Below are 22,681 nucleotides of genomic sequence, written 5' to 3' on the forward strand. Positions count from 1 at the left end.
CCGCCGCTCTTCGTTTGTCGCGTTCGGTTTCAGCCAAACATCTTGTTGAGCTCGCCGCCGGGATAGCCGCTGGCAAGCTCGGTGAACGTTCCCTTCTCCGCCATCTCCTTCGCCGCGCGCATGAAGCCGCCCCAGGCGGCGCGGGCGAGCGAGCCGCCGACGCTGATGCGGCGGACGCCGAGATCTTCGGCTTCTTGCAGCGACAGGCCGGAGCCGCCGATCAGAAGGTTGAACGGCTTCGGTGCGACAGCCTTCACCACCGCGGCGATGTCCTCGCGCGTTTTCAGACCCGGCGCGTAGAGGCAGTCCGCACCGGCATCCGCATAGGCGGTGAGCCGGTCGATGACGAGCTTGAGATCGGTGACGCCCCAGAGATACGCCTCGCAGCGGCCGACCAAGAGCGTGCCGCTGTCGCCGATCGCCTTGTGCGAGGCCTTGATGCGCTCGACCGCGAGCGCGCGCTCGTAGATCGGGTTGTCCTTGTCGCCGGTGGAATCCTCGATCGACAGGCCGGCTACTCCGGTGCGCACGCAGCGCTCGACATTGTCCGCGACCTTGTCCGGCTCGACCGCAAAGCCACCCTCGAAATCGGCGTTCACGGGGATGTCCACGGCCGAGCTCAATGCTGCCAGATGCTGACAGACGTCCTCGACGGTGACGTGATTGTCGGCCTTGCCGATGGTCCAGGCAAAACCCGCGCTCGATGACGCGATCGCCTTGAAACCGAGATGCTGCAACGCTTTGGCGCTGCCGACGTCGACCGGATTGGGCAGGATGAAGCAGCCGCTCTCGTGCATCTTCTTGAACGTCGCGCGCTTGTCAGCGGTCGTCACGTGCATGTTTCTCTCCCTTGTTGGCCGCGCAGAGATAGGCAGGCGCAAGGGCGAACGCTAGTGCGCATCGTGCACCGCGCGGCTGTCCTTCGGCGCCTCCTCGCGATCGTTCATGCCGTAGTCGCGGATGACGCTGGCGATGCGCAAATGATAATCGGCGAAGATCTGCGCCCTGCCCCTGGCCTGGGTGCGACGATGCTCCATAGTGTTGCGCCAGGCCTGCACGGCGGCCTCGTCCCGCCAGAACGACACCGACAGGATCTTGCCCTTCTCGGTCAGGCTCTCGAAACGCTCGACCGAGATGAAGCCGTCGATGGTTTGCAGGAGCGGCTTCAGATCGGCCGCGAGGTCGAAATAGTCCTGGCGGTGTTCCGGCTTGGGCCAGACCTCGAAGATCACGGCGATCATGGGCGTCTCCTCCTTAGTGGTGGCCTACGATACCACCTTGCGCAGGAAGGTGCGCTCTTCCGCGAGGATGAATTTGTGTTCCTCGGCGAAGTGGAAGTTCGCCATGCCCTCAGCATCCTGGCGCAGGCGCGCGCGATAGGCCTCATAGGCGGCGAGGCTCTCGAAGGTGATCAGCGCGAACGCGATGTTGTTGGTCCCTTCGTGCGGCATGAAATAGCCGACCAGGTCGCCGCCGCATTTCGGGATGATGGTGAGCCAGCGCTTCGAATACTCCTCGAACTGCGCGCGCTTGAACGGATCGAGCTGGTAGCGGATGAAGACGGTGACGGACATGATGGGCTCCTGTGCTTCCGTCATTGCGAGCGCAGCGAAGCAATCCGGGAATTCCGCCGCGGAAGCATCTCTGGATTGCTTCGCTGCGGTCGCAATGACGACGTGTTGAAAGATTACCGGCTTGCCCGACCACAATGCTTCGGCTACCATCGAAGCATGAAATCAGGACCCGACATCGCCATGGTCGCCTCCCTGGTCGGCGACCCCGCCCGCGCCAACATGCTCACGGCGCTGATGAACGGCCGCGCGCTCACCGCGAGCGAGCTCGCTCAGGAGGCCGGCATCACACCGCAGACGGCGAGCTCGCATCTGGCCAAGCTCGAGGCCGGCGGGCTGGTGGAGCCGGAGAAGCAGGGACGCCACCGCNCCGCCTCACCGACGACGACGTCGCCGGCGTGCTCGAAGGGCTCGCGGGTCTCGCTGCGCGCACCGGCCACATGCGTGTGCGCACTGGCCCGAAGGATCCGGCGCTGCGGCGCGCGCGGATCTGCTACGACCATCTCGCCGGCGATCTCGGCGTGCAGATGCTCGACTCCTTGCGCGAGCGGCATCTGGTCAGGCAGAAGAAGCAGGACATCGAGCTGACGACGGAGGGCGAGCGCTTCCTTGCCAAGCATCTGCAGATCTCCCCCGAGATGCTGACCCATCCGCGCCGCCCGGTCTGCAAAGCCTGTCTGGACTGGAGCGAACGGCGTCATCATCTCGCCGGCACGTTAGGGGCCGCCATGATGCAGCGCTTCGCCGAGCTGAAATGGGCCGCGCGCGATCCCACGCCGGGCAGCCGCGTCGTGAATTTTACCCGGACCGGCGAGAAGCAGTTCGCCGCGCTGTTCGGCAACGGGAAGGATTAGTCACGCAAACGTCGTGAATTCACACGTTTGCGTGTGCGCGCTCACTCTCGTCATGGCCGGGCTTGACCCGGCTATTCGTCGCATTAAGCGCAGTGTCGTTCCGGATGGTCTGAAGGACCAGACCCGGAACCTCGAGATTCCGGGTTCGGTCCTGCGGACCGCCCCGGAATGACGGCTCCAATGACGAGACCCACAGATGAACCGCCTCCTCCCCGCCGCCCTCTGCGCTACCCTCCTCGCCTCTTCGTTCACGCCCATCAACGCCGCCGAGACCGCGCCGCGCGAGCCCTATGGCATCGCGCTGGAAGGCTTTGCCTATCCCTATCCCGTGCACCTGCTCCCCGTCGTCAATGACGGCGAGCAGCTCAGCATGGCTTATATGGACGTCGCTCCCGCGCAGCCGAACGGCCGCACCGTGGTGCTGCTGCACGGGCGCAATTTCCCGTCGAGCTACTGGGCGCCCGTGATCATGATGCTGAGCGAAGCGGGTTATCGCGTCGTGGTGCCGGACCAGATCGGCTTCGGCAAATCCTCCAAGCCGGCGGGCGAGCTGCATTTCGACAATCTGGCGCGCAACACCATCGCGCTGCTCGACCACTTGGGGATCGAGAAGGCCGAGATCGTCGCGCACTCGCTCGGCGGCATGCTGGGCGTGCGCATCGCGCGTGCCTTTCCGGATCGCGTTGCCCATCTGGTGCTGACCGCCCCGATCGGGCTCGAGGATTACCGCCTCTACGTGCCGCCGACGCCGACCGAGAAGATGATCGAGACCGAGGACAAGCTCACCGCCGAGGGCTATCGCAAGCAGCTGCAGACCAACTACGCGATCAAGCTGCCGGGCGAGGCGATCACCCCGTTCATCGATGCCCGCTTCAACATCAAGGGCGGCCCCGACTATCCGCGCTGGCTGCGCGCCTTCGTCTCTTCCGGCCAGATGATCTATCGCGAGCCCGTCGCGCACGAGATCCCGCTGATCGCGCTGCCGACGCTGTTCATCATGGGCGCCGACGACCACAACGCGCCAGGCCGGCCGCTCGCGCCGGAGGCGCTGCGCGCAAGAATGGGGCAGAACGCCGAGCTTGCAAAGCAGCTCGCCGCGAAGATGCCGAACGCGCGGGCCGAGGTGATTCCCGACACCGGCCATCTCGTCTTCCTGGAGGCGCCGGAGAAATATCGCGAGCTGGTGCTGGGCTTTCTCGGCCGCTAAAGCGCGATGAGATCTGGATGAATCGTCATCGCGCCTTGGTTCGTTGTTTACGCATGATCTTTTCGGAAAACCGCTTCGCACTTTTCCGGATCATGCTTTAGCGACAGGTGCGTGTCGCCTGAGGCAGGATCGTGGGGCACGTTCACGCCGCATTCAGGTCATGATTGGCAGGCTTGGATCGCGACGTGTCGGCATGCTGCAAGATTTAACATGTCGAATCGCGTCTTTTGATTCATTGTGCGCCGCAAGCGCTGCTCCCAACTATCTGCCCCAAGGACGAGAAGGAAGATCAAATGAAATATGTCATTGCCGCCGCCATGCTCGCGAGTGCGGTCGTCGGTTTCAGCGAAGCCGCCAGCGCCATGCAGGGCTGCGGCCCCGGCTGGTATCGCGGCCCTTATGGCGGCTGCCGTCCAATGGCCGGGCGGCCTCCGGTCGTGGTTGTGGCGCCTGCCCCTGCCCCCGTCGTCGTGGTGCGTCCGCGCGTGTGCCCCTACGGCTTCCGCTGGTGGGGTGGTCGCTGCCGTCCGATCTGATCTCGTCTTTTCGCACTGCAAAGTGGCCGCGCGGGATTACCCGGCGCGGCCATTTCTTTTCAAGGCCTCGCAATGCATCGTCTCGCACGAATCAAAACGAGGATCGCGATTGCGATCCCCGTTCAAGGCCTAACATTCAGTTCAAGGCTTACCACCAGTGACGACGATGCCAGTGACGACGATGCCAGTGCCGGCGACGCCAGCCCCAGTGGCGGTGGCGCCAGCCCCAATGGCGGTGATGTCCATGCCAATGCACCTGCTCGGGCTTGAGCTGCGCGGCTTCATCGCTGGTGGTGACGGCCGGATGCAGATCGGCGTCAGGCTGCGGCATGCGGCCCTGGGCGCCGACCGGCTGGGGTGACAACGGCGCGGCCTGGGCGGTCGCAGCGAAGGCGGCGGCGCCCGCCGTCACACCCAATGCAAGTTTCAAAAAGTTCCGGCGCTCCATGACATGTCCTCTCGGCTATCGGGCAAGTGATGCAGAGGAAGTGTCGCGGTCACGACATGAACCCAAGCTGAATCGCGCATTCAGATTCGCTGCGCAGTCCGGATGGAGCGCAACTACTTCACAAACTCCTGGGCCAGCGCCAGCGTCTCGCGCGAGCGCTTCACGTCAGGCCAGTCACGGTTGAAATCGGCGACGAGCTTTTTCAGCGCGTCGTGTCGGAACGCGCGCCCCTCATCCGTCCTATGCCCAAAGACAGCACGGAGACGCCGCATGACCGACCTCACCCTCACCACCTTCGACTGGGTTCCCGAAATGCCACGTGGGCTGGTGCGCGACCTTCGCGTACGCTGGGCGCTGGAGGAAGCCGCTCTGCCCTATCGGGTCGCAAGCGTGCCGTTCGGCGACCGCGGGCCTACGCATTTCGCGCACCAGCCGTTCGGCCAGGTGCCGTGGCTGACCGATGGCGACCTCTCGATCTTCGAGAGCGGCGCGATCCTGCTGCATCTCGGCGAACTCAGCGCGAAGCTGATGCCATCAGATCCGCGCGGTCGCAGCGAGGCGACAAAATGGGTGTTCGCCGCGCTCAATTCGGTGGAGATGGCAAGCCTGCCATGGTCCATGTTCAAATTCACCGGCAGCGACGACGGTTCGCCGGCCGCGAAGTTCGTCGACGGCTTCCTGAAAATCCGCCTCAAGCACCTCGAACCGGTGCTGGCCGGCCGCGAATGGCTGACGGGCTCCTTCTCCGTCGCCGACATCCTGATGGCGGACGTGCTGCGCCCCGTCGATCGCTTCGACTGTCTCGCGGATCATCCAGCCTGCCGCGCCTATCTCGCGCGCGCCACGGCCCGCCCGGCGTTTGCAAAGGCCTACGCTGATCAGATGGCGCATTTCGCTCTGGCGGACAAGGCGCGCGAGAACTCGTAGGGTGGGTTGACCTTGCGGCTGCGCGAAGCGCAGTCCGCCGGACGTAACCCACCAATTCTGCTGCCGCGGAAAGAAAGGTGGGTTACGCTAACGCTGACCACCCTCCGGCAGCATGCTACACCAGCTTCATCGGCGCATCGGCAACCAAACGCAGGTCGATGCTGCCGATCAACGCCGAACGTCGCGCCTCCGCCGCACTGATGGCCTCGTCCGTCTGCCGCAGCGTGCTGATATTCGAGCCGAGCGAGACGATGCCTCCGAGCACCAGTGCGATCGATCCGAGGGCTGCGGTCTGACCAAATCCGAACGGCCCGAGGATCGTAACCAACAGCAGCGCCGCCCCGCCACCGATCGCAATCTTGGACGCCAGAATGAACTTGCGGCACCGCTCGGCGATCTCGGCGAGCCGCTCGATCCGATCTTCGATGTCGGAGATTTCGCCGGTCGGATCTTCTTCAGTCATGAGATTTGTGAGCGAGCAGATTGGACAAACGAACTTTCTAGGACACCGGCACAGCGCACGCAGGGATGGGCCCGATCGACATAGCAGCCTCGCGCGAAGAACCACCAGGGTTGGCCGGTGCATTGGACGCGTTTGCAGGGTCCGGCAAGACCGTGACGCGGACAGCCACTCGGTCCCGCCTTCGATCGGTGATTGCTTCGTACCGGAGACTATCCGGCCCGCTGTAATCAGCTCGAGCCGAATAGAAGACGCTTATGCCGCGGATCCAGCGCCCGATACAGGATCGATCTCTTCCAGAGTCGCCCGCCACCTCGAAATCCTCGATCCGATAACAGACGATCCCATGTTCTGGTGACTTCACGAGCAAGAGCCGAGGAAGCTCGATCGGCGCGCACGTATCGTCGGCGTCGGCGTAGCCTTCGATAACGGTCTCTTCTGACGTCCGGGCGGTAACGGTCATCTCGCTGTCTTGCGCGAAGCACGATATGTCCATCGCCAGGACTGCGGACAACACGCCCAATATCAGGTCGCACGATCCATTGGCGCTCCGCCCCAATCTCGATCGCCGACGCCAAATTGCCACCGACGTCTCCATTCCTCACAACGGCAAATTGTCGTGCTTCTTCGCCGGCATTTCCGTCTTCTTGTCCTTCAGCATCGCCAGCGCCCTTGCGATCCGCTTTCTCGTCGAATGCGGCATGATCACGTCGTCGATGTAGCCGCGCTCGGCGGCGATGAACGGCGACAGGAAGCGGTCTTCGTATTCCTTGGTGCGGGCAGCGATCTTGTCGGGGTCGCCGATGTCGGAGCGGAAGATGATCTCGACCGCGCCCTTGGCGCCCATCACCGCGATCTGGGCGGTCGGCCAGGCGTAGTTCATGTCGGCGCCGATCTCCTTGGAGGCCATGACGTCGAAGGCGCCGCCATAGGCCTTGCGGGTGATGACGGTGACGAGCGGCACGGTGCACTGCGAATAGGCGAACAGCAGCTTCGCGCCGTGCTTGATCAGGCCGCCATATTCCTGCGCGGTGCCCGGCAGGAAGCCCGGCACGTCGACGAAGGTGACGATCGGGATGTTGAAGGCGTCACAAAAACGAACAAAGCGCGCGGCTTTCCGCGAGGCATCAGAGTCGAGCACGCCGGCCAGCACCATCGGCTGGTTGGCGACGAAGCCGACGGTGCGGCCGGCGATGCGACCAAAGCCGGTGACGATGTTCTTGGCGAAGGCTTCCGCGATCTCGAAGAAGTCGCCCTCGTCCACGACCTTCAGGATCAGCTCCTTCATGTCGTAGGGCTTGTTCGGATTGTCGGGGATCAGGGTATCGAGGGAATCGTCGAGACGCTCGATCGAATCGAAGCTCGGCCATTCCGGCACGCCGTCGGTGTTGTTGGACGGCAGGAAGTCGATCAGGCGCCGCATCTGCAGAAGCGTCTCGACGTCGTTCTCGAAGGCGCCGTCGGCGATCGAGGAGCGCGTGGCGTGCACGGAGGCACCGCCGAGCTCTTCCGCCGTGACGACCTCGTTGGTCACGGTCTTCACCACGTCGGGGCCGGTGACGAACATGTAGCTGGTGTTCTTCACCATGAAGATGAAGTCGGTCATCGCAGGCGAATAGACGTCGCCACCGGCGCACGGACCCATGATGACGGAGATCTGCGGGATTACGCCCGAGGCCAGCACGTTGCGGCGGAACACGTAGGAATAGCCGGCGAGCGCGGCGACGCCCTCCTGGATGCGAGCGCCGCCCGCGTCATAGAGGCCGATGATGGGCGCCCTCGCCTTCATCGCCATGTCCTGGAGTTTTGTGATCTTCAGAGCGTGCGTTTCCGAGAGCGAGCCGCCGAAGACCGTAAAATCCTTGGCGAAGACAAACGTCTTGCGGCCGTTGACGGTGCCCCAGCCGGTGACGACACCGTCGCCCGGCACCTTGCTCTTCTCCATGCCGAACTCGGTGGAGCGGTGCTCGACGAACATGTCGAACTCCTCGAACGATCCCTTGTCGAGCAAGAGCTCGATGCGCTCGCGCGCGGTCAGCTTGCCGCGGGCGTGCTGCGCCTCGATGCGCTTCTCCCCGCCGCCGAGCTTTGCGCCGGCACGACGATCTTCAAGGGCGTCCAGGATGTGTTTCATTTGCTCCCGCCAGTTCTTAAGTGATGCGGGGTTCTAACACGGCATTTTGCGCGGCGGAAAGCCGCTTTCGCCGTCGCAGGGCTGCCCTGCCGTAGCGGGAAAGCGCAAGGAATTACAAAGTTTTGCTCGGGAGACGAGCATGACGGAAGGAACGGCCGAGACGGGGGCTGCGACAGGCGGCGTCAACATCCTGCTGCGGCTGGAGGGCCTGACCCTGTTTGTCGGGATGGTGATGCTCTACGCGGCCTGGGACGGGTCGTGGCTGGTGTTTGCCCTGCTGTTCTTCGTGCCCGATCTGAGCTTCCTGGCATACCTGTCCGACGCCAAATTCGGCGCGATGGTCTACAACGCCGCCCACAGTTACATGGCGCCGGTGGCGCTGCTGACGCTGGGCTTCGGCCTCGCCTCGCCTCTCACCCTGTCCATCGCCTTGATCTGGCTCGCCCATATCGGCATCGACCGGGCGCTGGGCTACGGCCTGAAATATTCCGCCGGGTTCGGCTTCACCCATCTGGGGCGGATCGGGCGGCAGAGGGGCGCCTGACGCGGGACGCAAATTTGGCCGCCCGGCCGGTTGACCGGGCCGGCCGATTCAGGCTTGCTTCAAGGCTTGCGATCAGGCGCCGAATGTTGCGTGAGCCCAGTCGGTACGGCGGCTGTCGATCACGTCTGGCTGCAAGCATCACCCATGTCCGCGACGGTCGTCCCACTGCCGCCGAAGCCATCGTCCGAAACCATCGACTTCCTGCGGCGCATGGCCAGCATGGTGTCGGGGCGCAACGGCGAGATGCTGCTGCGTGCCGCCAGCCTGATCGAGTCGCTGAGCCAGCGGGCGATGTCGGCCGAACGGCTTTATCACGAGACGCATGAAGAGAGCACGCGCAACAGCGAACTGCGCGAGGCCGCCGAGCTTGCCTCCGACACCATGGTCGGCCAGATCGAGGCGCTCCGCGCGCAGCTCGCGGAAGTCACCGCAGCGGCGGCCGCCGAGCGCGCGGCATTCGACGCCGAGCGCGGCAAGCTGCTCGGTCTGATGCAGCATGCGGAAAGCCATATCGGCAAGCTGACCACCGAGCTCGATACGCTTCGCGCCTCCGTGGACAGTTTCAACGAGACCGTCGTCTCCGTGCCGATCGAGGTGCTGCGGCTGGCGCGGACGCAGTTCGATTATCTGTCGAGCGGCTTTGCGCGACGCGGCGACGTGATCTCGCAGGCCATGAGCGAGATCGGCGGCTTTGCCATTGACCAGGCGTTGACGGCGAAGAAGACGACGGACAAGGGCTGAGACGCCGCGCGTCAAATTGACAGCGCGCAAGCCGGTTGCTCTACTCCCTGAAAATCACAAGGGAGGATCCGATGCCGACGGCATTCCGCGCCGCCATGGCGGTCATTGCGCTCTGCGTTTCAACCGTGCTCGCGAGTGCGCAATCGCTGCCCAAGGAGGTCGCCACCCGCGCCGAGATCTACCCGATCCCCTCGCTCACCCTCTCCGACCAGCAATTTTTGAGCGGCGATGCGGCCGCCGGCAAGGCGGTGACGGTTGCCGGCGAATTTCGCGTTGCCCAGGGCACCGGAAAGCTTCCGGTCGTGGTGCTGATGCATGGCTCCAGCGGTGTCGGCGCGACGACCGAGGCCTGGGTGCACGCCTTCAACGCCATGGGCATCTCGACCTTCGTGATCGACGGCTTTACCGGCCGCGGCCTGACGGTGGTGGGGCCGAACCAGGCCCTGCTCGGCCGCCTCAATCTCATCATGGACACCTACCGCTCGCTGGAGATCCTGGCGAAGCACCCGCGCGTCGACCCCGACCGCATCGTGCTGATGGGTTTTTCACGCGGTGGCCAAGCTACGCTCTATGCGAGCCTCGAGCGCTTCAACAAGCTCTGGAACAAATCCGGCATCCAATTCGCAGCGTACATTCCGTTCTATCCGGACTGCTCGACGACCTATGTTGGCGACACCGACGTCGCGGCGCGCCCGATCCGCATCTTCCACGGCACGCCTGACGACTATAATCCCGTGAGGAGCTGCAAGGCCTTCGTCGAGCGGCTCAAGGCCGCCGGGCGAGACGTGGCGCTGACCGAATATCCCGACAGCGCGCACGGCTTCGACAGCGGCCTGCTCGGCGTCAGCACCGTTGCGGTCTCAGCGAATGCGCAGACCGTGCGCAACTGCAAGATCAAGGAGGGCGACGCCGGTGTGTTGATGAACGGCGATACCAACGCGCCGTTCACCTATAAGGATTCCTGCGTCGAGCTCAACCCACATGTCGGCGGCAATCCGACGACCGCCGCGGAGTCGCGCAAGGCGGTGGAGGAATTTTTGCAGGCGCTGTTCAAGCTGGGGTGAGAAGCAGCCGGGCCTGGATGGTTCGAGACGCCTGCTTTGCGGGGTCCTCACCATGAGGGTCAAATGAGAGCCGACGTCTGCGCCGCAAATTCGTCATTGCGAGCGCAGCGAAGCGATCCAGAGTCTTACCGCGGCAGCAGTCTGGATTGCTCATCGCAAGAACTCCGCGCAATGACGCGGCGCAGGCGCGACAGTGCTAGATCGCGCCGATCTCGGCAAGGCAAGCTTGCGTCAGCGGCATGCGCTCGCCAACGAGGCGCGGCTCCCTGCAATCCATGTTGAGCGCGAACACGGTGTGCGCCTCGCCCTTCTCGGCCCAGCCGACCATCCAGCCGAGCGAAGGCTCACCGCGCTCGGCCCCCAGCAGGCCGGACTTGGCGCGGATGACGCTGTCGCCGACCTTGGTCACCGGCAGGATGTCGGCAACGAGGTCCTGGCTGCGCTTGGAAATCGGCAGCGCGCGGCGGCGCAGCCGGTCGACGAAATCGATCTGCTCGATCGGATCGATGCGTAAATTCCCGGTGAGCCAGAACTGGTCGATGCCGCCGCCGATGTCGCGATTGCCGTAGTCGAACTCGTCGACATATTTCTGCATGCGCGCCTCGCCGATGCGGCGCGCGATCTCCTGATAGACCGGAACCGCACTCACGAGAATCGCGCTGCGCAGCGTGTGGTCCTTGTTCCAGGCCTCGATCGGCCGCTTCACGCCGTCCCAGGGAAATACATCCTTGTCGGGATCGGCGACGACACCCGTCTCCAGCGCGATCAGCGAGTTCGGAATCTTGAAGGTCGAGGCAGGCAGCTTCCCCTCGCCCGAGCGCTCCTTGTCGCTGGCGACGATCAGGTACTCCTCGACCTTGTAGCCGACGAAGGTGCCTGACGTGCCGAGATCGGTGAAGCGCTTGGCAAGGCTGTCGCGAATCTCGTTGCGCGGCGGCGCGACATGAGCGAACGCGCGCTGCGGCAGGATCGCGGTTGCGGCGAGAAGGCCGAGGGTGGAACGGCGGGTGAGCAAGGCAATGTCCGTCGAATGATGAAAGTGGCAGCGACCATGCAGCCGCTACGTGGTGAAACGATGACAGGTCACATCTTCAGCATGATCTATTCGGAAAACCGCTGCACACTTTTCCGGATCATGCTCTACCGCCCGCGGCCCGACAGCCGCAGCACGAACACCAGCACTTCGGCGACGGCCTTGTAGAGGTCCGGCGGGATCTCGTCGCCGAGCTCGACCTTGGAGAGCGCGCCCGCGAGGATCTCGTTCTCCTCGATTGGGATGTCGTTGGCTTTCGCGATCTCGACGATCTTTTCGCCGATCGTGCCCTTGCCCTTGGCGACCACGACGGGCGCCCCAGAGCCCTTCTCGTAATGCAGCGCGATCGCGAGCTTGGAGGGATCGCTCATGTGGCACGATCCAGGAAGTGGCCGGCGCGGGCCGGCGCCGGCTGCGGCGGCGTGCCGTCGCGCACGACGATATCGCCGGGCTTGAGTTCGGCCCTGGTCATGGCCTGGCTGAGCTCACCGATCCCGGCGCGGAGTAGCTGCGCGGTCGACGCGCGCTCCGCCCACATCCGCACGAAGGTCTTGTCGCCGTTCAGCGTGATCAGCGCGTGCACCGGGCCTGCCGGCTCGACATTGAGCGTGAAGCGCGCGCGCCAGGCGCGCTTGGCGGGATCGGCTGATTCATTGCCGCCATCGCGCGAGATCTCGAACTGGGCCATCGCGGTGCCCTGCGGCGTCGCGAAGGGAATCTCGAAATTCCACTGCGGCACGGCCGGATCGACGCGGTGACCAGAGGCATCCGCGCGATCGGGGAGCGAGGCGACCTGCAACAGCGTCTGCCGCGCGATCGCGGCATCGGTGTCACCGAGCAGGCGATGCACTGTTGCGGAGAGCGGCGTATCCGGCGCGAGCGACGGCGCGGCGATGGCCTGCGGCGCCGGCAATGCGCCCCGAAACGGAGGTGGTGTGGTCGCGTGCGCGGCGGCCTCGAATACATGACCGTCAGGCACGGCCTTGTTGGAGCCCGGCACATTGCCAAGCATGCGCGGCAGGTTTTGCGTGGCCTCCTGCAGCAGGCTCGCGGCAAGGCCTGCGGACATGGTGCGCGACACCGGGGCTTGCGGATTGCCGCCCGCGGCCTCCGCCAGCACGGCGGCGGCAAGCGCGGCGCCACGTGGCGATTGCATCGGTCGAGCCACGTCCGCATCCGGCGACGCCGCCTGAGCAGCCTCGCCCGCCACTTGAAGCGCGGAAGCTGCGGTCGGCGTCGTGGCCGCAGCACGCGTCGGCAGCGACACGGCTTGCGCCGGCGCCTGCGGCACGCCGGTCTCGAGCGTGGCCAGTGTCTGGCGCAGCACCAGCAGCGCGGCCTTCAAGTCCGGCGTCGCGCCAGGAGAAGGCGCTGTGCCTGCGGCCAATGACGCTTCGAGAAACAGCCCGGACTTCTGGAATGCGGATTCGATATCGCCGCCATCGAGCGCGGTGTTGAGCGGCGTCTGCTGCGCCAGCACATCCAGCACCGCCTGCTTCAGCCCTGCGGGCAGATCGCTGCCGGTGACGACGGAGGCCAGATTGGCGAACAGCGGCGCCTGGCCGCCCTGTTTTGTCACCGCCTCGGCCGAAGCCACGGTGACGGCGACCTGTTCCGATGGCGTCAGCGTGTTGCGTGCCGCGCTCGCGGACGGCGCAAGCGGGGGGCTGTCCACGAGAGATGTCGCGCGCGGTGTCAGCGTGACCTGATCGGCAGTCGCCTCGCCTGCCCCGTTCATGACGGCAAGCCGGATGATGCCGTCGTCCTGCGAGACCGCGAGCTGGAGGTTTTGCCCAGGGGTCAGCGCCACCTCGGACATCACGTCCATCGACAAATTGGCGATCGCGATCCGCACCAGATTGTCGGCCATCACGCTGACCACCCTGGCATCGACGACGCTGCCGGCCTGAAGCACGAGATCGGGCGTCGTCGCATCAGCCACGGGGCTGGCGGCACTGACGGGAACGATCGAGCTTATCGGCGTCGGCATCTGAAGGGCCCGGGGAATGCTAACCCCACCCTAAGGCCCCCTCGTAAACCTCTCGTTAAGGACCTTGGGCCGCGGGCGGCTTCACGGCCGTCAGAACCGTCACGGCGGCCTCAAAATCCTTCAGGCGGGCGGCGCGGCGGGCGGCGGCCTCCTCGTCCACGCCCCATTTCTCCGCGTTCCAGTCCTCGTCGACATGGGCGGCGGCCCAGACCTGCTCGGCATCGCGCACGCCGTGGGCCAGCGCCAGGGCCAGCAGCGCCGAGCCGGTCAGGGTCGTGACCATGTGGAGGGCTGCGACCGACCAGGGATCGCCGGGCAACGCGGCACGTGCGGCCTTCAGCGCCTCGTCCGGCTGCTTCACATGCATGACGCCTTCGGACAGGATGAAATGCGCCCCCAGCGCCTCCGCGGCCCAGAACAGCACGGGGTCCCAGTGCGCGGCCTCGCGGGCCACCAGCCCGTCGGGATGGCCGGCGCGATAGAACAGCAGGTCGGACTCGAAGTATTTCGCGAGATCGTCGCTGACGAGCTCGACACGGTCGATGACGCCCTCGACCACGCTGTTGGCGATCCGGGTCAGCGGCATGGTGACGGGATCGATCGTCTCGCCCTGGGCCGCCCATTCGGCGGCCACCGCATCGGCCAGTGCGCGCGCCGGGATCACCACCTGACGGCCGGAGGGCGTCCGGATCGGCTTGCCGTCGAGCGTGATGGCGAAGCCGCCTTCGGCATCCGTGACGCTGGCCGCCTTGTAGAAGCGCTTGCGCAGCGGCGTGCGCGCGGACGCACGCGCCGATTCCCGTGGATCCGGCGGGGGCTGGCCCGCAGCGTCTTCGAACAATTCGCGCATGTGAGTTTTCGGTCCCGGTCGCTGAGTGCTAGGCTTTCAAGATAAGCGTTCTAGGACTTGTTTTAAGCCAGGACTTGCGGCCGATAAAGCGAGCGGCAGGCATGAGGGAACTTGCGGGCATTGGGGCCTTGTTGGCTGGAATTTGGCTGGCCGCGGCCGAGGCCGGCTTCCGAACCCCGGAATCGCTGGTCCGCAACGTCTATGCCCATTACGGCGAAGGCGCGCCGGAGCTGTCGAAAGGCCTGCCGCGCGACGCCGTGACCGCCCGCCAGTTCTTCGATCCGCCCCTGCGCAGGGCCTGGAGCGCGCCGAGGATCGAGCCCTACGATTTCCTGGTGCAGAGCCCGAGCTGGAAGCTCGGCCCGGTCGCAATCGCGGTCGTGCGCCGGCAATATGACAAGACCTATGTCGCGGCGAATTTCGACAATCACGGCCGCCGGGTGGTGCTGAACTTCGTCCTGGTCAACGGACCCGAGGGTTGGCTGATCACGGACGTCGAGAGCCCGCACGACAGCTTGCGGATGTTTCTGGAGCAGTTTCGCAATTGAGCGCCGCCAGCCACTGCTGTCTCCGCACCGTCATTGCGAGCGCAGCGAAGCAATCCAGAATCTTGCCGCGGAGGCAGTCTGGATTGCTTCGTCGCAAGAGCTCCTCGCAATGACCGGGCTAGCAGCGGAGTTCAGCCCTATTCTTCCGGCGCGTTCTCGATCGGGTCGAACCGGCTCGCATCCAGCCCGAGCAGATTCCACGACTGCTGCATGTGCGGCGGCAGCGGCGCGGTGGCGTCGATCACGCCGCCACGCGGATGCGGAATGACGATGCGGCGCGCGAGCAGGTGCAGACGGTTCTGCAGGCCGCCCGGCAGCTCCCAGTTCTCGATGTTGAAATATTTGGGGTCGCCGATGATGGGATGGCCGATATGGGCCATGTGGGCACGGAGCTGATGGGTACGGCCGGTCACCGGCTTCAGCGAAACCCAGGTCAGCTTGTTGCCGGCGGTCTCGACCACCGCGTAATAGGTCACCGCGTGGCTGGCGCCCTCGTCGCCATGCTGGGCGATGCGCATGATAGTGTCGTCCTCGCTCTCCTCTTTCGCAAGGAAAGTCGAGATGCGGCCCTGCTTCGGCTTCGGCAGGCCCGGCACCAGCGCCCAATAGACCTTGCGCGCCGAGCGCGAGCGGAATGCGCCGGTCAGATGCGAGGCGGCAAAGCGCGTCTTGGCGATCAGGAGACAGCCCGAGGTCTCGCGATCGATGCGGTGCACGAGGCGCGGCTTCTGGCCCTTGGCATCGCGCATCACCTCCAGCATCTGGTCGATGTGCCGCGTCATGCCCGAACCGCCCTGCACGGCAAGGCCGGCCGGCTTGTTCAGCACGAGGACGTCGTCGTCCTCCCAGATCGTCATCTCCTTCAGCGCCTTGAGCGTCTTCTGCGCCGCCTCCGAGAGCTCGCCGACCGCCTTCGGCGTGTCGAGCTTCAGCGGCGGAATGCGGACGCTCTGCCCTTCCTCCAGGCGGTCCTTGCTGTCGACGCGCTTGCCGTCGACGCGCAGCTCGCCTTTGCGGACGACGCGCTGGATATGGGAGAACGACAGGCCGGGAAAGCGCGCCTCGAGGAAGCGGTCGACGCGCATGTTGTTCTCGTCGGCCGTGACGACGACGCTCTGCACCTTGGTCGGCAGCAGCGCCTCGACCGGCTTCTCCCGTTCCGGCCTGTCGTCGGCGGCTTTGGACGGCCGCCGCTCGGCGCGGTCGGGGCCGCGCCGCTCGGCACGCTCTCCGGCAAAGCGCGGCGGTTTACCGCCGGGTTTGCTGCCGGGCTTGCTGCCCGGACGGGGCCCGGCCTTCTTCGCGCTGCGCGCCTGATGCGGGCGTGCGTCGTCGCGCTCGTCACGCGAACGGGGCTTTGGATTCATTCTCTTGATGCGGCGGCTCATGAACGCCTGCGTACCCTAAAAGCGGCCTTCCGTCACGACGAAATGGCCGCCTCTAGCGCGAGCCGCCCCGCTCCTTGCGCAGCTTGGCCCAGTAATCCAGCCGCTTGCGGATCTCCCGTTCGAAGCCGCGTTCGGGAGGATCGTAGAACGTCTGGCGGCCCAGGGCTTCCGGGAAGTAGTCCTGCCCCGAAAAGGCATCCGGCGCGTCGTGGTCGTATTCGTAAGCCGCGCCATAGCCTTCCGACTTCATCAGCTTGGTCGGCGAGTTCAAAATGTGTTTTGGCGGCAGCAGCGAGCCGGCCTGCTTTGCGACCTGCATCGCCGTGCCGAAGGCGGTATAGACCGCATTCGATTTCGGCGCGGTGGCGAGATAGACCACGGCCTGTGCAATGGCGAGCTCGCCCTCGGGATGGCCGAGGAAATCGAAGGCATCCTTGGCCGCATTGGCGATGACGAGCGCCTGCGGATCGGCAAGGCCGATGTCCTCGACCGCCATGCGCACGACGCGGCGGGCCAGGAACAGCGGGTCCTCGCCGGCATCGAGCATGCGCGCAAGGTAATAGAGCGCTGCATCGGGATCGGAGCCGCGCACCGATTTATGCAGCGCCGAGATCAGATTGTAGTGGCCGTCGGCCGACTTGTCGTAGATCGGCGCACGGCGCTGCAGGATGTCCTGCAACTGCGCCGCATTGAAAATCTCGTCTGCTCGCGCCGAACGCCAGACCTCTTCGGCGAGTGTCAGCGACGCGCGGCCATCACCATCGGCCATGCGCACCAGCACCGCCCTCGCCTCCGCATCGAGCGGCAGCTTCCTGCCTTCGACCGCCTCGGCATGTGCGAACAGCTTTTCGATCGCGGCGGCGTCAAGCGAGCGAAACACCAGCACGCGCGCGCGGGACAAAAGCGCCGCGTTGAGCTCGAAGGACGGGTTTTCGGTGGTAGCGCCGACCATCACCACCGTACCGTCTTCCATCACGGGAAGAAACGAGTCCTGCTGGGCGCGGTTGAATCTGTGCACCTCGTCGACGAACAGCAGCGTGCCCTTGCCCATCTCGCGGCGGGCGCGCGCGGCATCGAACGCCTTCTTCAGGTCGGCGACGCCGGAGAACACCGCGGAGATCTGCTCGAAATGCAGATCGGTGGCGTCCGCCAGCAGCCGCGCCACCGTGGTCTTGCCGGTGCCAGGCGGACCCCAGAACACCAGCGAGCCCAATGTGCGCGTCTCCAGCATGCGCGTCAGCGCGCCGTCGGGGCCGAGGATGTGATCCTGGCCGACGACCTCCGACAGCGTGCGCGGGCGCAAGCGATCCGGCAGCGGATGCGGAGCCTCGTGATCGAGCCCCGCCGCGGCGAAGAGAGTTGGCGTCTCCCGTGGTCGCTTCGGACTCATCCGCCCAGCGTGACGTTGATCTGCTGACCGCCGCGCACCAGCGTGATGCGCCAGATCCGCGGACGTTCGCCCGCGGCCTTCTCGAGGTCGCCGGTCTTGCTGATCTTCTGGTTGTTGACGGCGAGGATGATGTCGCCCTTCTGGAAGCCCACGCTCGCCGCCGCGCTGTCGCCGCCGAGATCGGCGATCACGACGCCTTCGGTGTCGGCGTCCAGATGCAGCTCGTCGGCAACCGCCGGCGTGATGGTCGAGACCTTCGCGCCCTGGAACGGCGAACGCGCGGTAATAACGAGCTCGTTGCGCCCGGTATCGGGCGCGGTCTCCAGCGCCACGGTCAGCTTGACCGGCTTGCCGCCGCGCTGCACGTCGATCTGTGCGGTGCCGCCCAAAGGACGCGTCGCGAACCGGTAGTCGAAGGCGTTGGGATCATCCACGGTCTGGCCGTCGATCCCGGTGATGAGGTCTGAGGATTTCAGGCCGGCCCTGGCCGCGGGACCGTTCGACACCACGCTCGCGACCAGCGCGCCGGTCGGCGAGCGCAAACCGAGGCTCTCGGCGATCTCCGGCGTCACCGCCTGCAATTTCGCACCGAGCCAGGGTCGCTTCACCGCTTTGCCGCCGCTCTTGGCGGAGGCGACGACGACGCGCACCATGTTGGCGGGAATCGCAAAGCCGATGCCCTGTGAGCCGCCGGAGCGCGAATAGATCGCGGTGTTGATACCGGCAAGCTTGCCGCTCATGTCGACCAGCGCGCCCCCGGAATTGCCGGGATTGATCGCCGCATCGGTCTGGATGAAGAACTGGTAGTCGGTGATGCCGACCTGCGTGCGCGCCAGCGCCGAGATGATGCCGTGCGTCACGGTCTGGCCGACGCCGAAGGGATTGCCGATCGCGAGCACGACGTCGCCGACCAGCAGCTCGTCGGAATTGGTGAAGTCCAGCGTCGGGAATTTCTCCTTGGTGTCCTTCAGGCGCAGCACGGCGAGATCGGTGCGCGAATCCTTCAGCAGGATCTCGGCCTCGAACTCACGCTTGTCCGACAGCGACACCTTGACCTGGTCCGCGCCCTCGATGACGTGGACGTTGGTGACGACGAGGCCGGAGGCATCGACGATGACGCCGGAGCCGAGCGAGCGCTGCATCTGCTCGGGCTGCTGGCCCGGCACGCCGAAGAAGCGGCGGAAGATCGGATCATCCAGCAGCGGATTGCGGTTCTGCACCACCTTGGCGGCATAGACGTTGACAACCGCCGGCTGCACCCTCTGCACGATCGGCGCATAAGACAGCCGCAGTTCGGCCGGCGATGACGGAACCCGACGGTCCTGCGCAGCAGTCGGATTGAAGTGGGCCGAAAAGGCTATGCACAATGCCGTGACGACGGCAGTCCAGGTCGATCGAAACATTCCTACCTCTTGGAAAAGACGTCGGAATATAGGCGCGTTCGCCCCCCAATAGAAGGGCGCGAAGCGGCAATATTGGCCCCCTCCCCGGTGTGTCCGGAATGCAAATGGACCTTGCGAATCGGCAATTTGCCCGGGCGACGGATTGGCATGATGCGCGTCATCTAGCATGTTGATGAGAAGCGGATTCGGTTGCGGCGAATTTGCATCAGTGGGAACCTACGCAACCGGGCGCAGCGTCGCGGGGCAGTCATCGATCATACCTAGGCTCTCCGTTCGCGACTTGAGGAAGTGACCTAGGGCAGTGACTTAGGCAGTGACTTGGTGAAGTGATTTGGGGAAGTGACTTGGGGAAGCTCGTCAAACGATGGAGGCGTAACGTGAGCAGGACAAGACTTGCAGCCACGGCGATTGGTCTCGCCAGTGCGCTGGCGGCCTCGGAGGCCCAGGCCCAATCGGCCAGCAGCAGCGAGCAGGAAATCGCACTGCTGAAGCAGCAGCTGAAGCTGCTGGAGCAGAAGCTCGACAAGCTGCAAAGCCAGACCGCGGCGAACACCGCCGCGACGGCGAAAGCCAAAGCCGAGGCGAAGGCTGAAGCAAAGGCCGAAGCGCGCTCGGAGGCGAAGGCAGTGGTCGCCAACGCGAATGCGGCGATTCCGGTCAAGGGCCCGGCGCCTGCGTCCGGCGTCGTGGTGACGATGCCGAACAACCGGCCGACGATCTGTACCGCGGATCAAGCCAACTGCGTCGCGATCACCAGCCGCGTGCATTGGGATGTCGGTGGCTACGATTACCGCCCCAACACCACAGCCACCGTGCCGCAGAAACTGGACAGCGGCGAGAACGTCCGCCGCGCGCGCATCGGCGTCACCGGTAAATTCCTCAATGACTGGAATTTCGCCCTGATCTACGATTTCGGCGGCTCGTCGGACGGCTTTGGCGGCACTGGCGCCGCCGGCACGACCGCCGTCGGCTTCCTGCCCGGCGGAGGCACGTCCGGCATCGAGAACGCGTATATCAGCTACACGGGGCTGAAGCCGTTCGGCGGCAAAATGGCGATCGAAGCCGGCGTCATGGATATCGCCTGGACCATGGATGAATCCACGAGCTCCAACGACATCGCCTTCATGGAGCGCGCCTCGGTCGGCATCATCGCGCAAAATATCGCCGCCGGCGATTTCCGTTCTGCCGCCGGCGCTCGCTGGTACAACGACGAGTTCTACGCCGGCGCTTACGTGACCGGCCCGACCACAGGTGCCATTCACTCGGCCTCGAGCGTTTCACCTCCCGGGACCAGCGAACAATACGGCGCGACCGCCCGCGTTGCAGGCCAGGTCGTCAGCGGCAAGGACTACTCGGTGCATCTCGGCGGCGACGCGCAGTGGCTGATTCAGCCGCCGCGCAATCTGGTCGCGAACACGCAAACGCTTACGCTCAGCGATCGGCCCGAGCTGCGCATCGACCCCACAACGCTGATCTCGACCGGAGCGATTGCAAATGTGTCGGGCGCACAGGTCTATGGCGTCGAAGCCGCAGCCACCTACGGACCCCTCTGGGTCCAGGGCGAGTACTACTGGTTCAACATTGATCGCAACGCGAACACCGGCGTACCGTTGATCGGTGCGCCAAGCCTGAAATTCCAGGGCGGCTACGCGCAAGCGGCCTACGTCCTGACCGGTGAATCGCGCAAGTACAATCCCGGCAATGCCGCCTATGGCGGCGTCAAGCCCGATCATCCGTTCTCGCTCGATGGCGGTGGCTGGGGCGCCTGGGAGATCGCCGGCCGCTACTCCACGATGGACTTGAATGATCAGCTCGGGACTGCCGCCGGCATCCCCGGCGGACGCCAGACGGTCTACACGCTCGCGCTCAACTGGTACGTCAACGGCAATGTCCGCTTCATGCTCGACTATCTGCATGGCACGGTATCGAGGCAGTCCTCGCCGGTCTCGACCGCCGACGTCGGCTCGAAGTTCGACGCGGTCGCGATGCGCACCCAGTTCGCGTTCTGAGACGATACGGTCCGGGAGCGGCAGATGCCGCTCCCCGGACACTCACGCGGCGCGTTTCGGCTTCTTCACGACCACCGGCGCCGGCGCGCAGGAGAGTCGCTGCTGGTGGCTCTCGCCCCAGGCCTTGAGGATGTCGATCACCGGCTTGAGGCTCTCGCCGAGCTCGGAGAGGCAATACTCAACCCGCGGCGGCACCTCGGCATAGACCTTGCGGATGACGAGCTTGTCCTCCTCCAGCGCGCGCAGCTGCTTGGTCAGCATGCGCTGGGTGATGCCGGGCATCCGGCGGCGCAATTCGCCGAAGCGCTGGGTTCCGCTCTGCAGGTGGTAGAGGATCACGCCCTTCCATTTGCCGTCGATCAGATCCAGCGTCGCCTCGACCGAGCAGCCGGGACGACGGGCAAAATTGCGCCGTTTCATGCGTGTTTTTCCAATAGTATCCAAACAGGGACTATATCCCCGAATTTACAGTACTTGCCAAACGGACGCTACAGGGACAGTTAGCAGGCCGGGCGCACACGACAAGCTATCGCGCCAACTGATGGAGACACGCCATGAAGGCCGTCGGATATAAGACGTCGCTTCCGATCGAGGACGCGGATTCACTGATCGATTTCGAGACCGCAAAACCCGAGCCCAAGGGGCGCGACATCCGCGTCGCCGTGAAGGCGATCTCGGCCAATCCGGTTGATTACAAGGTGCGCAAGCGTGCCGCCCCGCCCGAGGGCGAGACCAAGATCCTGGGGTATGACGCGGCCGGCGTGGTCGATGCCGTCGGGCCCGAGGTCACGCTGTTCAAGCCGGGCGACGAGGTGTTCTACGCCGGCTCGATCCTGCGCCAGGGCACCAATGCCGAATTCCACCTGGTCGACGAACGCATCGTCGGCAACAAGCCGAAGAGCCTGTCCTTCGCGCAGGCAGCAGCACTTCCCCTCACCTCCATCACCGCCTGGGAATTGCTGTTCGACCGGCTCGGCGCCGTGCCCGGCAAGAGCGTCGATCCGCGCACGCTGCTGATCACGGGCGGCGCCGGCGGCGTCGGCTCGATCCTGATCCAGCTCGCGCGCCGCCTCACCGGCCTCACGGTGCTCGCCACCGCGACGCGGTCGGAATCGCAGAAATGGTGCCTCGATCTCGGTGCGCATGCGGTAATCGACCATGGCAAGCCGATGAAGGAGCAGGTCGAGAAGCTAAAGCTGCCGCCGGTCGCGCTGGTGGCGAGCCTCACCTTCACCGACCAGCATTACAAGAGCATCGCCGACTTCATGGCGCCGCAGGGACGGTTCGGCCTGATCGACGATCCCCCGGAATTCACCATGAGCACGTTCAAGGGCAAAGCGATCTCGGTGCATTGGGAATCGATGTTCACGCGCTCGTCGTTCCAGACGCCCGACATGATCGCGCAGCATCATCTACTCAACGACGTCGCAGACCTCATCGACAAGGGCGTGTTGCGCACCACGCTCGATCAGACCTTCGGCACGATCAATGCTGCCAACCTCAAGCGCGCGCATGCGCTGCTCGAGAGCGGCAAGTCGCGCGGCAAGATCGTGCTGGAGGGCTGGTAGCGAAGACATCGTAGGG

25 protein-coding genes and 1 pseudogene are annotated in these 22,681 nt (G+C 65.1%); 11 read left to right on the top strand and 15 right to left on the bottom strand.

The features are described 5' to 3' along the window. Positions 1 to 29 precede the first annotated feature (29 nt). Genes A5906_RS20895 through A5906_RS20905 form a run of 3 tightly spaced genes read right to left on the bottom strand, consistent with a single transcriptional unit; the run spans position 30 to position 1,574 of the window. Positions 30 to 839 (bottom strand): isocitrate lyase/PEP mutase family protein, encoded by an 810-nt coding sequence (locus tag A5906_RS20895; RefSeq protein ID WP_080137206.1) that lies wholly within the window; start codon positions 837 to 839, stop codon positions 30 to 32. A 51-nt stretch (positions 840 to 890) separates the two neighbouring features. After that, complete coding sequence (locus tag A5906_RS20900) at positions 891 to 1,241, bottom strand: antibiotic biosynthesis monooxygenase family protein (RefSeq protein WP_080137207.1); 351 nt, start codon at positions 1,239 to 1,241, stop codon at positions 891 to 893. A 24-nt stretch (positions 1,242 to 1,265) separates the two neighbouring features. Further along, on the bottom strand, positions 1,266 to 1,574 hold the full coding sequence (locus A5906_RS20905; RefSeq protein WP_080137320.1) for an NIPSNAP family protein: 309 nt from the start codon (positions 1,572 to 1,574) through the stop codon (positions 1,266 to 1,268). 156 nt (positions 1,575 to 1,730) lie between these two features. On the opposite strand from A5906_RS20905, the gene A5906_RS44775 reads away from it, so the two are divergent. The 4 genes and pseudogenes from A5906_RS44775 to A5906_RS20920 form a co-directional block, all read left to right on the top strand. Beyond that, positions 1,731 to 1,940 (top strand): winged helix-turn-helix domain-containing protein (locus A5906_RS44775; RefSeq protein ID WP_245326819.1); only part of this gene is annotated, 210 nt, incomplete at its 3' end. Position 1,941: 1 nt separating this feature from the next. After that, a pseudogene (locus A5906_RS20910) lies at positions 1,942 to 2,425 on the top strand (transcriptional regulator); the annotation flags it as partial. Between the two features lie 196 nt (positions 2,426 to 2,621). Beyond that, a complete protein-coding gene (locus tag A5906_RS20915) occupies positions 2,622 to 3,632 on the top strand; it encodes an alpha/beta fold hydrolase (protein WP_080137208.1) in 1,011 nt (336 codons plus the stop codon). A 293-nt stretch (positions 3,633 to 3,925) separates the two neighbouring features. Then, positions 3,926 to 4,168, top strand: coding sequence for a GCG_CRPN prefix-to-repeats domain-containing protein (locus A5906_RS20920; RefSeq protein ID WP_080137209.1), 243 nt, complete (start codon positions 3,926 to 3,928; stop codon positions 4,166 to 4,168). A 148-nt stretch (positions 4,169 to 4,316) separates the two neighbouring features. Here the strand turns inward: A5906_RS20920 and A5906_RS20925 are convergent, their stop codons facing one another. Together A5906_RS20925 and A5906_RS42610 are read right to left on the bottom strand one after the other, a co-directional pair. Beyond that, on the bottom strand, positions 4,317 to 4,616 hold the full coding sequence (locus tag A5906_RS20925) for a twin-arginine translocation signal domain-containing protein (protein ID WP_080137210.1): 300 nt from the start codon (positions 4,614 to 4,616) through the stop codon (positions 4,317 to 4,319). 113 nt (positions 4,617 to 4,729) lie between these two features. Further along, entirely contained in the window at positions 4,730 to 4,888 is a 159-nt protein-coding gene (locus A5906_RS42610; protein ID WP_161495413.1) for a hypothetical protein, read from the bottom strand. Here A5906_RS42610 and A5906_RS20930 point away from each other — a divergent pair. Beyond that, entirely contained in the window at positions 4,887 to 5,543 is a 657-nt protein-coding gene (locus A5906_RS20930) for a glutathione S-transferase family protein (RefSeq protein ID WP_080137211.1), read from the top strand. The genes A5906_RS42610 and A5906_RS20930 overlap by 2 nt on opposite strands. Positions 5,544 to 5,658: 115 nt before the next feature. Here the strand turns inward: A5906_RS20930 and A5906_RS20935 are convergent, their stop codons facing one another. Then, complete coding sequence (locus tag A5906_RS20935) at positions 5,659 to 6,006, bottom strand: hypothetical protein (protein WP_080137212.1); 348 nt, start codon at positions 6,004 to 6,006, stop codon at positions 5,659 to 5,661. 598 nt (positions 6,007 to 6,604) lie between these two features. Continuing rightward, positions 6,605 to 8,137 carry an acyl-CoA carboxylase subunit beta gene (locus tag A5906_RS20945; RefSeq protein WP_080137214.1) on the bottom strand — a complete coding sequence of 511 codons (1,533 nt, stop codon included), beginning with the start codon at positions 8,135 to 8,137 and terminating at the stop codon, positions 6,605 to 6,607. A gap of 139 nt (positions 8,138 to 8,276) precedes the next feature. On the opposite strand from A5906_RS20945, the gene A5906_RS20950 reads away from it, so the two are divergent. The 3 genes from A5906_RS20950 to A5906_RS20960 all read left to right on the top strand — a co-directional run bounded on the left by A5906_RS20950 (position 8,277) and on the right by A5906_RS20960 (position 10,486). Continuing rightward, a complete protein-coding gene (locus A5906_RS20950) occupies positions 8,277 to 8,681 on the top strand; it encodes a DUF4260 domain-containing protein (RefSeq protein ID WP_080137215.1) in 405 nt (134 codons plus the stop codon). 144 nt (positions 8,682 to 8,825) lie between these two features. Beyond that, a complete protein-coding gene (locus tag A5906_RS20955; RefSeq protein ID WP_080137216.1) occupies positions 8,826 to 9,422 on the top strand; it encodes a hypothetical protein in 597 nt (198 codons plus the stop codon). Positions 9,423 to 9,493: 71 nt separating this feature from the next. Further along, complete coding sequence (locus A5906_RS20960; RefSeq protein WP_080137321.1) at positions 9,494 to 10,486, top strand: dienelactone hydrolase family protein; 993 nt, start codon at positions 9,494 to 9,496, stop codon at positions 10,484 to 10,486. Between the two features lie 196 nt (positions 10,487 to 10,682). On the opposite strand, the gene blaOXA is transcribed toward A5906_RS20960, so the two are convergent. From blaOXA to A5906_RS20980, 4 genes are all read right to left on the bottom strand, one after another. Further along, positions 10,683 to 11,501: a class D beta-lactamase gene (gene blaOXA, locus A5906_RS20965; RefSeq protein WP_080137217.1), complete on the bottom strand. Its 819-nt coding sequence runs from the start codon at positions 11,499 to 11,501 to the stop codon at positions 10,683 to 10,685. Positions 11,502 to 11,626: 125 nt separating this feature from the next. Continuing rightward, complete coding sequence (locus A5906_RS20970) at positions 11,627 to 11,890, bottom strand: EscU/YscU/HrcU family type III secretion system export apparatus switch protein (protein WP_080137218.1); 264 nt, start codon at positions 11,888 to 11,890, stop codon at positions 11,627 to 11,629. Continuing rightward, positions 11,887 to 13,509: a flagellar hook-length control protein FliK gene (gene fliK, locus A5906_RS20975; RefSeq protein ID WP_080137219.1), complete on the bottom strand. Its 1,623-nt coding sequence runs from the start codon at positions 13,507 to 13,509 to the stop codon at positions 11,887 to 11,889. The genes A5906_RS20970 and fliK overlap by 4 nt, the downstream gene beginning before the upstream one ends. Positions 13,510 to 13,564: 55 nt before the next feature. Next, positions 13,565 to 14,359 carry an ATP12 family chaperone protein gene (locus A5906_RS20980; protein ID WP_080137220.1) on the bottom strand — a complete coding sequence of 265 codons (795 nt, stop codon included), beginning with the start codon at positions 14,357 to 14,359 and terminating at the stop codon, positions 13,565 to 13,567. Between the two features lie 101 nt (positions 14,360 to 14,460). On the opposite strand from A5906_RS20980, the gene A5906_RS20985 reads away from it, so the two are divergent. Further along, on the top strand, positions 14,461 to 14,907 hold the full coding sequence (locus A5906_RS20985; protein ID WP_080137221.1) for a hypothetical protein: 447 nt from the start codon (positions 14,461 to 14,463) through the stop codon (positions 14,905 to 14,907). Between the two features lie 137 nt (positions 14,908 to 15,044). On the opposite strand, the gene A5906_RS20990 is transcribed toward A5906_RS20985, so the two are convergent. The 3 genes from A5906_RS20990 to A5906_RS21000 are packed head-to-tail and all read right to left on the bottom strand — an operon-like array spanning position 15,045 to position 19,088. Beyond that, the gene (locus tag A5906_RS20990) at positions 15,045 to 16,295 is read right to left on the bottom strand and encodes an RluA family pseudouridine synthase (protein WP_080137222.1); all 1,251 of its coding nucleotides are present in this window, start codon (positions 16,293 to 16,295) and stop codon (positions 15,045 to 15,047) included. 52 nt (positions 16,296 to 16,347) lie between these two features. Continuing rightward, on the bottom strand, positions 16,348 to 17,685 hold the full coding sequence (locus A5906_RS20995; RefSeq protein WP_080137223.1) for a replication-associated recombination protein A: 1,338 nt from the start codon (positions 17,683 to 17,685) through the stop codon (positions 16,348 to 16,350). Further along, positions 17,682 to 19,088 (bottom strand): DegQ family serine endoprotease, encoded by a 1,407-nt coding sequence (locus A5906_RS21000; RefSeq protein WP_080137224.1) that lies wholly within the window; start codon positions 19,086 to 19,088, stop codon positions 17,682 to 17,684. The genes A5906_RS20995 and A5906_RS21000 overlap by 4 nt, the downstream gene beginning before the upstream one ends. A 377-nt stretch (positions 19,089 to 19,465) precedes the next feature. Between A5906_RS21000 and A5906_RS21005 the strand changes: the two genes are divergently transcribed. Beyond that, positions 19,466 to 21,097, top strand: a complete 1,632-nt coding sequence (locus tag A5906_RS21005) for an OprO/OprP family phosphate-selective porin (RefSeq protein WP_080137225.1) — start codon at positions 19,466 to 19,468, stop codon at positions 21,095 to 21,097. A 42-nt stretch (positions 21,098 to 21,139) separates the two neighbouring features. On the opposite strand, the gene A5906_RS21010 is transcribed toward A5906_RS21005, so the two are convergent. Beyond that, positions 21,140 to 21,517: a winged helix-turn-helix transcriptional regulator gene (locus A5906_RS21010; protein WP_080137226.1), complete on the bottom strand. Its 378-nt coding sequence runs from the start codon at positions 21,515 to 21,517 to the stop codon at positions 21,140 to 21,142. 134 nt (positions 21,518 to 21,651) lie between these two features. Between A5906_RS21010 and A5906_RS21015 the strand changes: the two genes are divergently transcribed. Further along, entirely contained in the window at positions 21,652 to 22,665 is a 1,014-nt protein-coding gene (locus tag A5906_RS21015) for a zinc-binding alcohol dehydrogenase family protein (RefSeq protein ID WP_080137227.1), read from the top strand. Positions 22,666 to 22,681 lie beyond the last annotated feature (16 nt).

This window comes from Bradyrhizobium sacchari, assembly GCF_002068095.1.
Taxonomy (GTDB): Bacteria; Pseudomonadota; Alphaproteobacteria; order Rhizobiales; family Xanthobacteraceae; genus Bradyrhizobium; species Bradyrhizobium sacchari.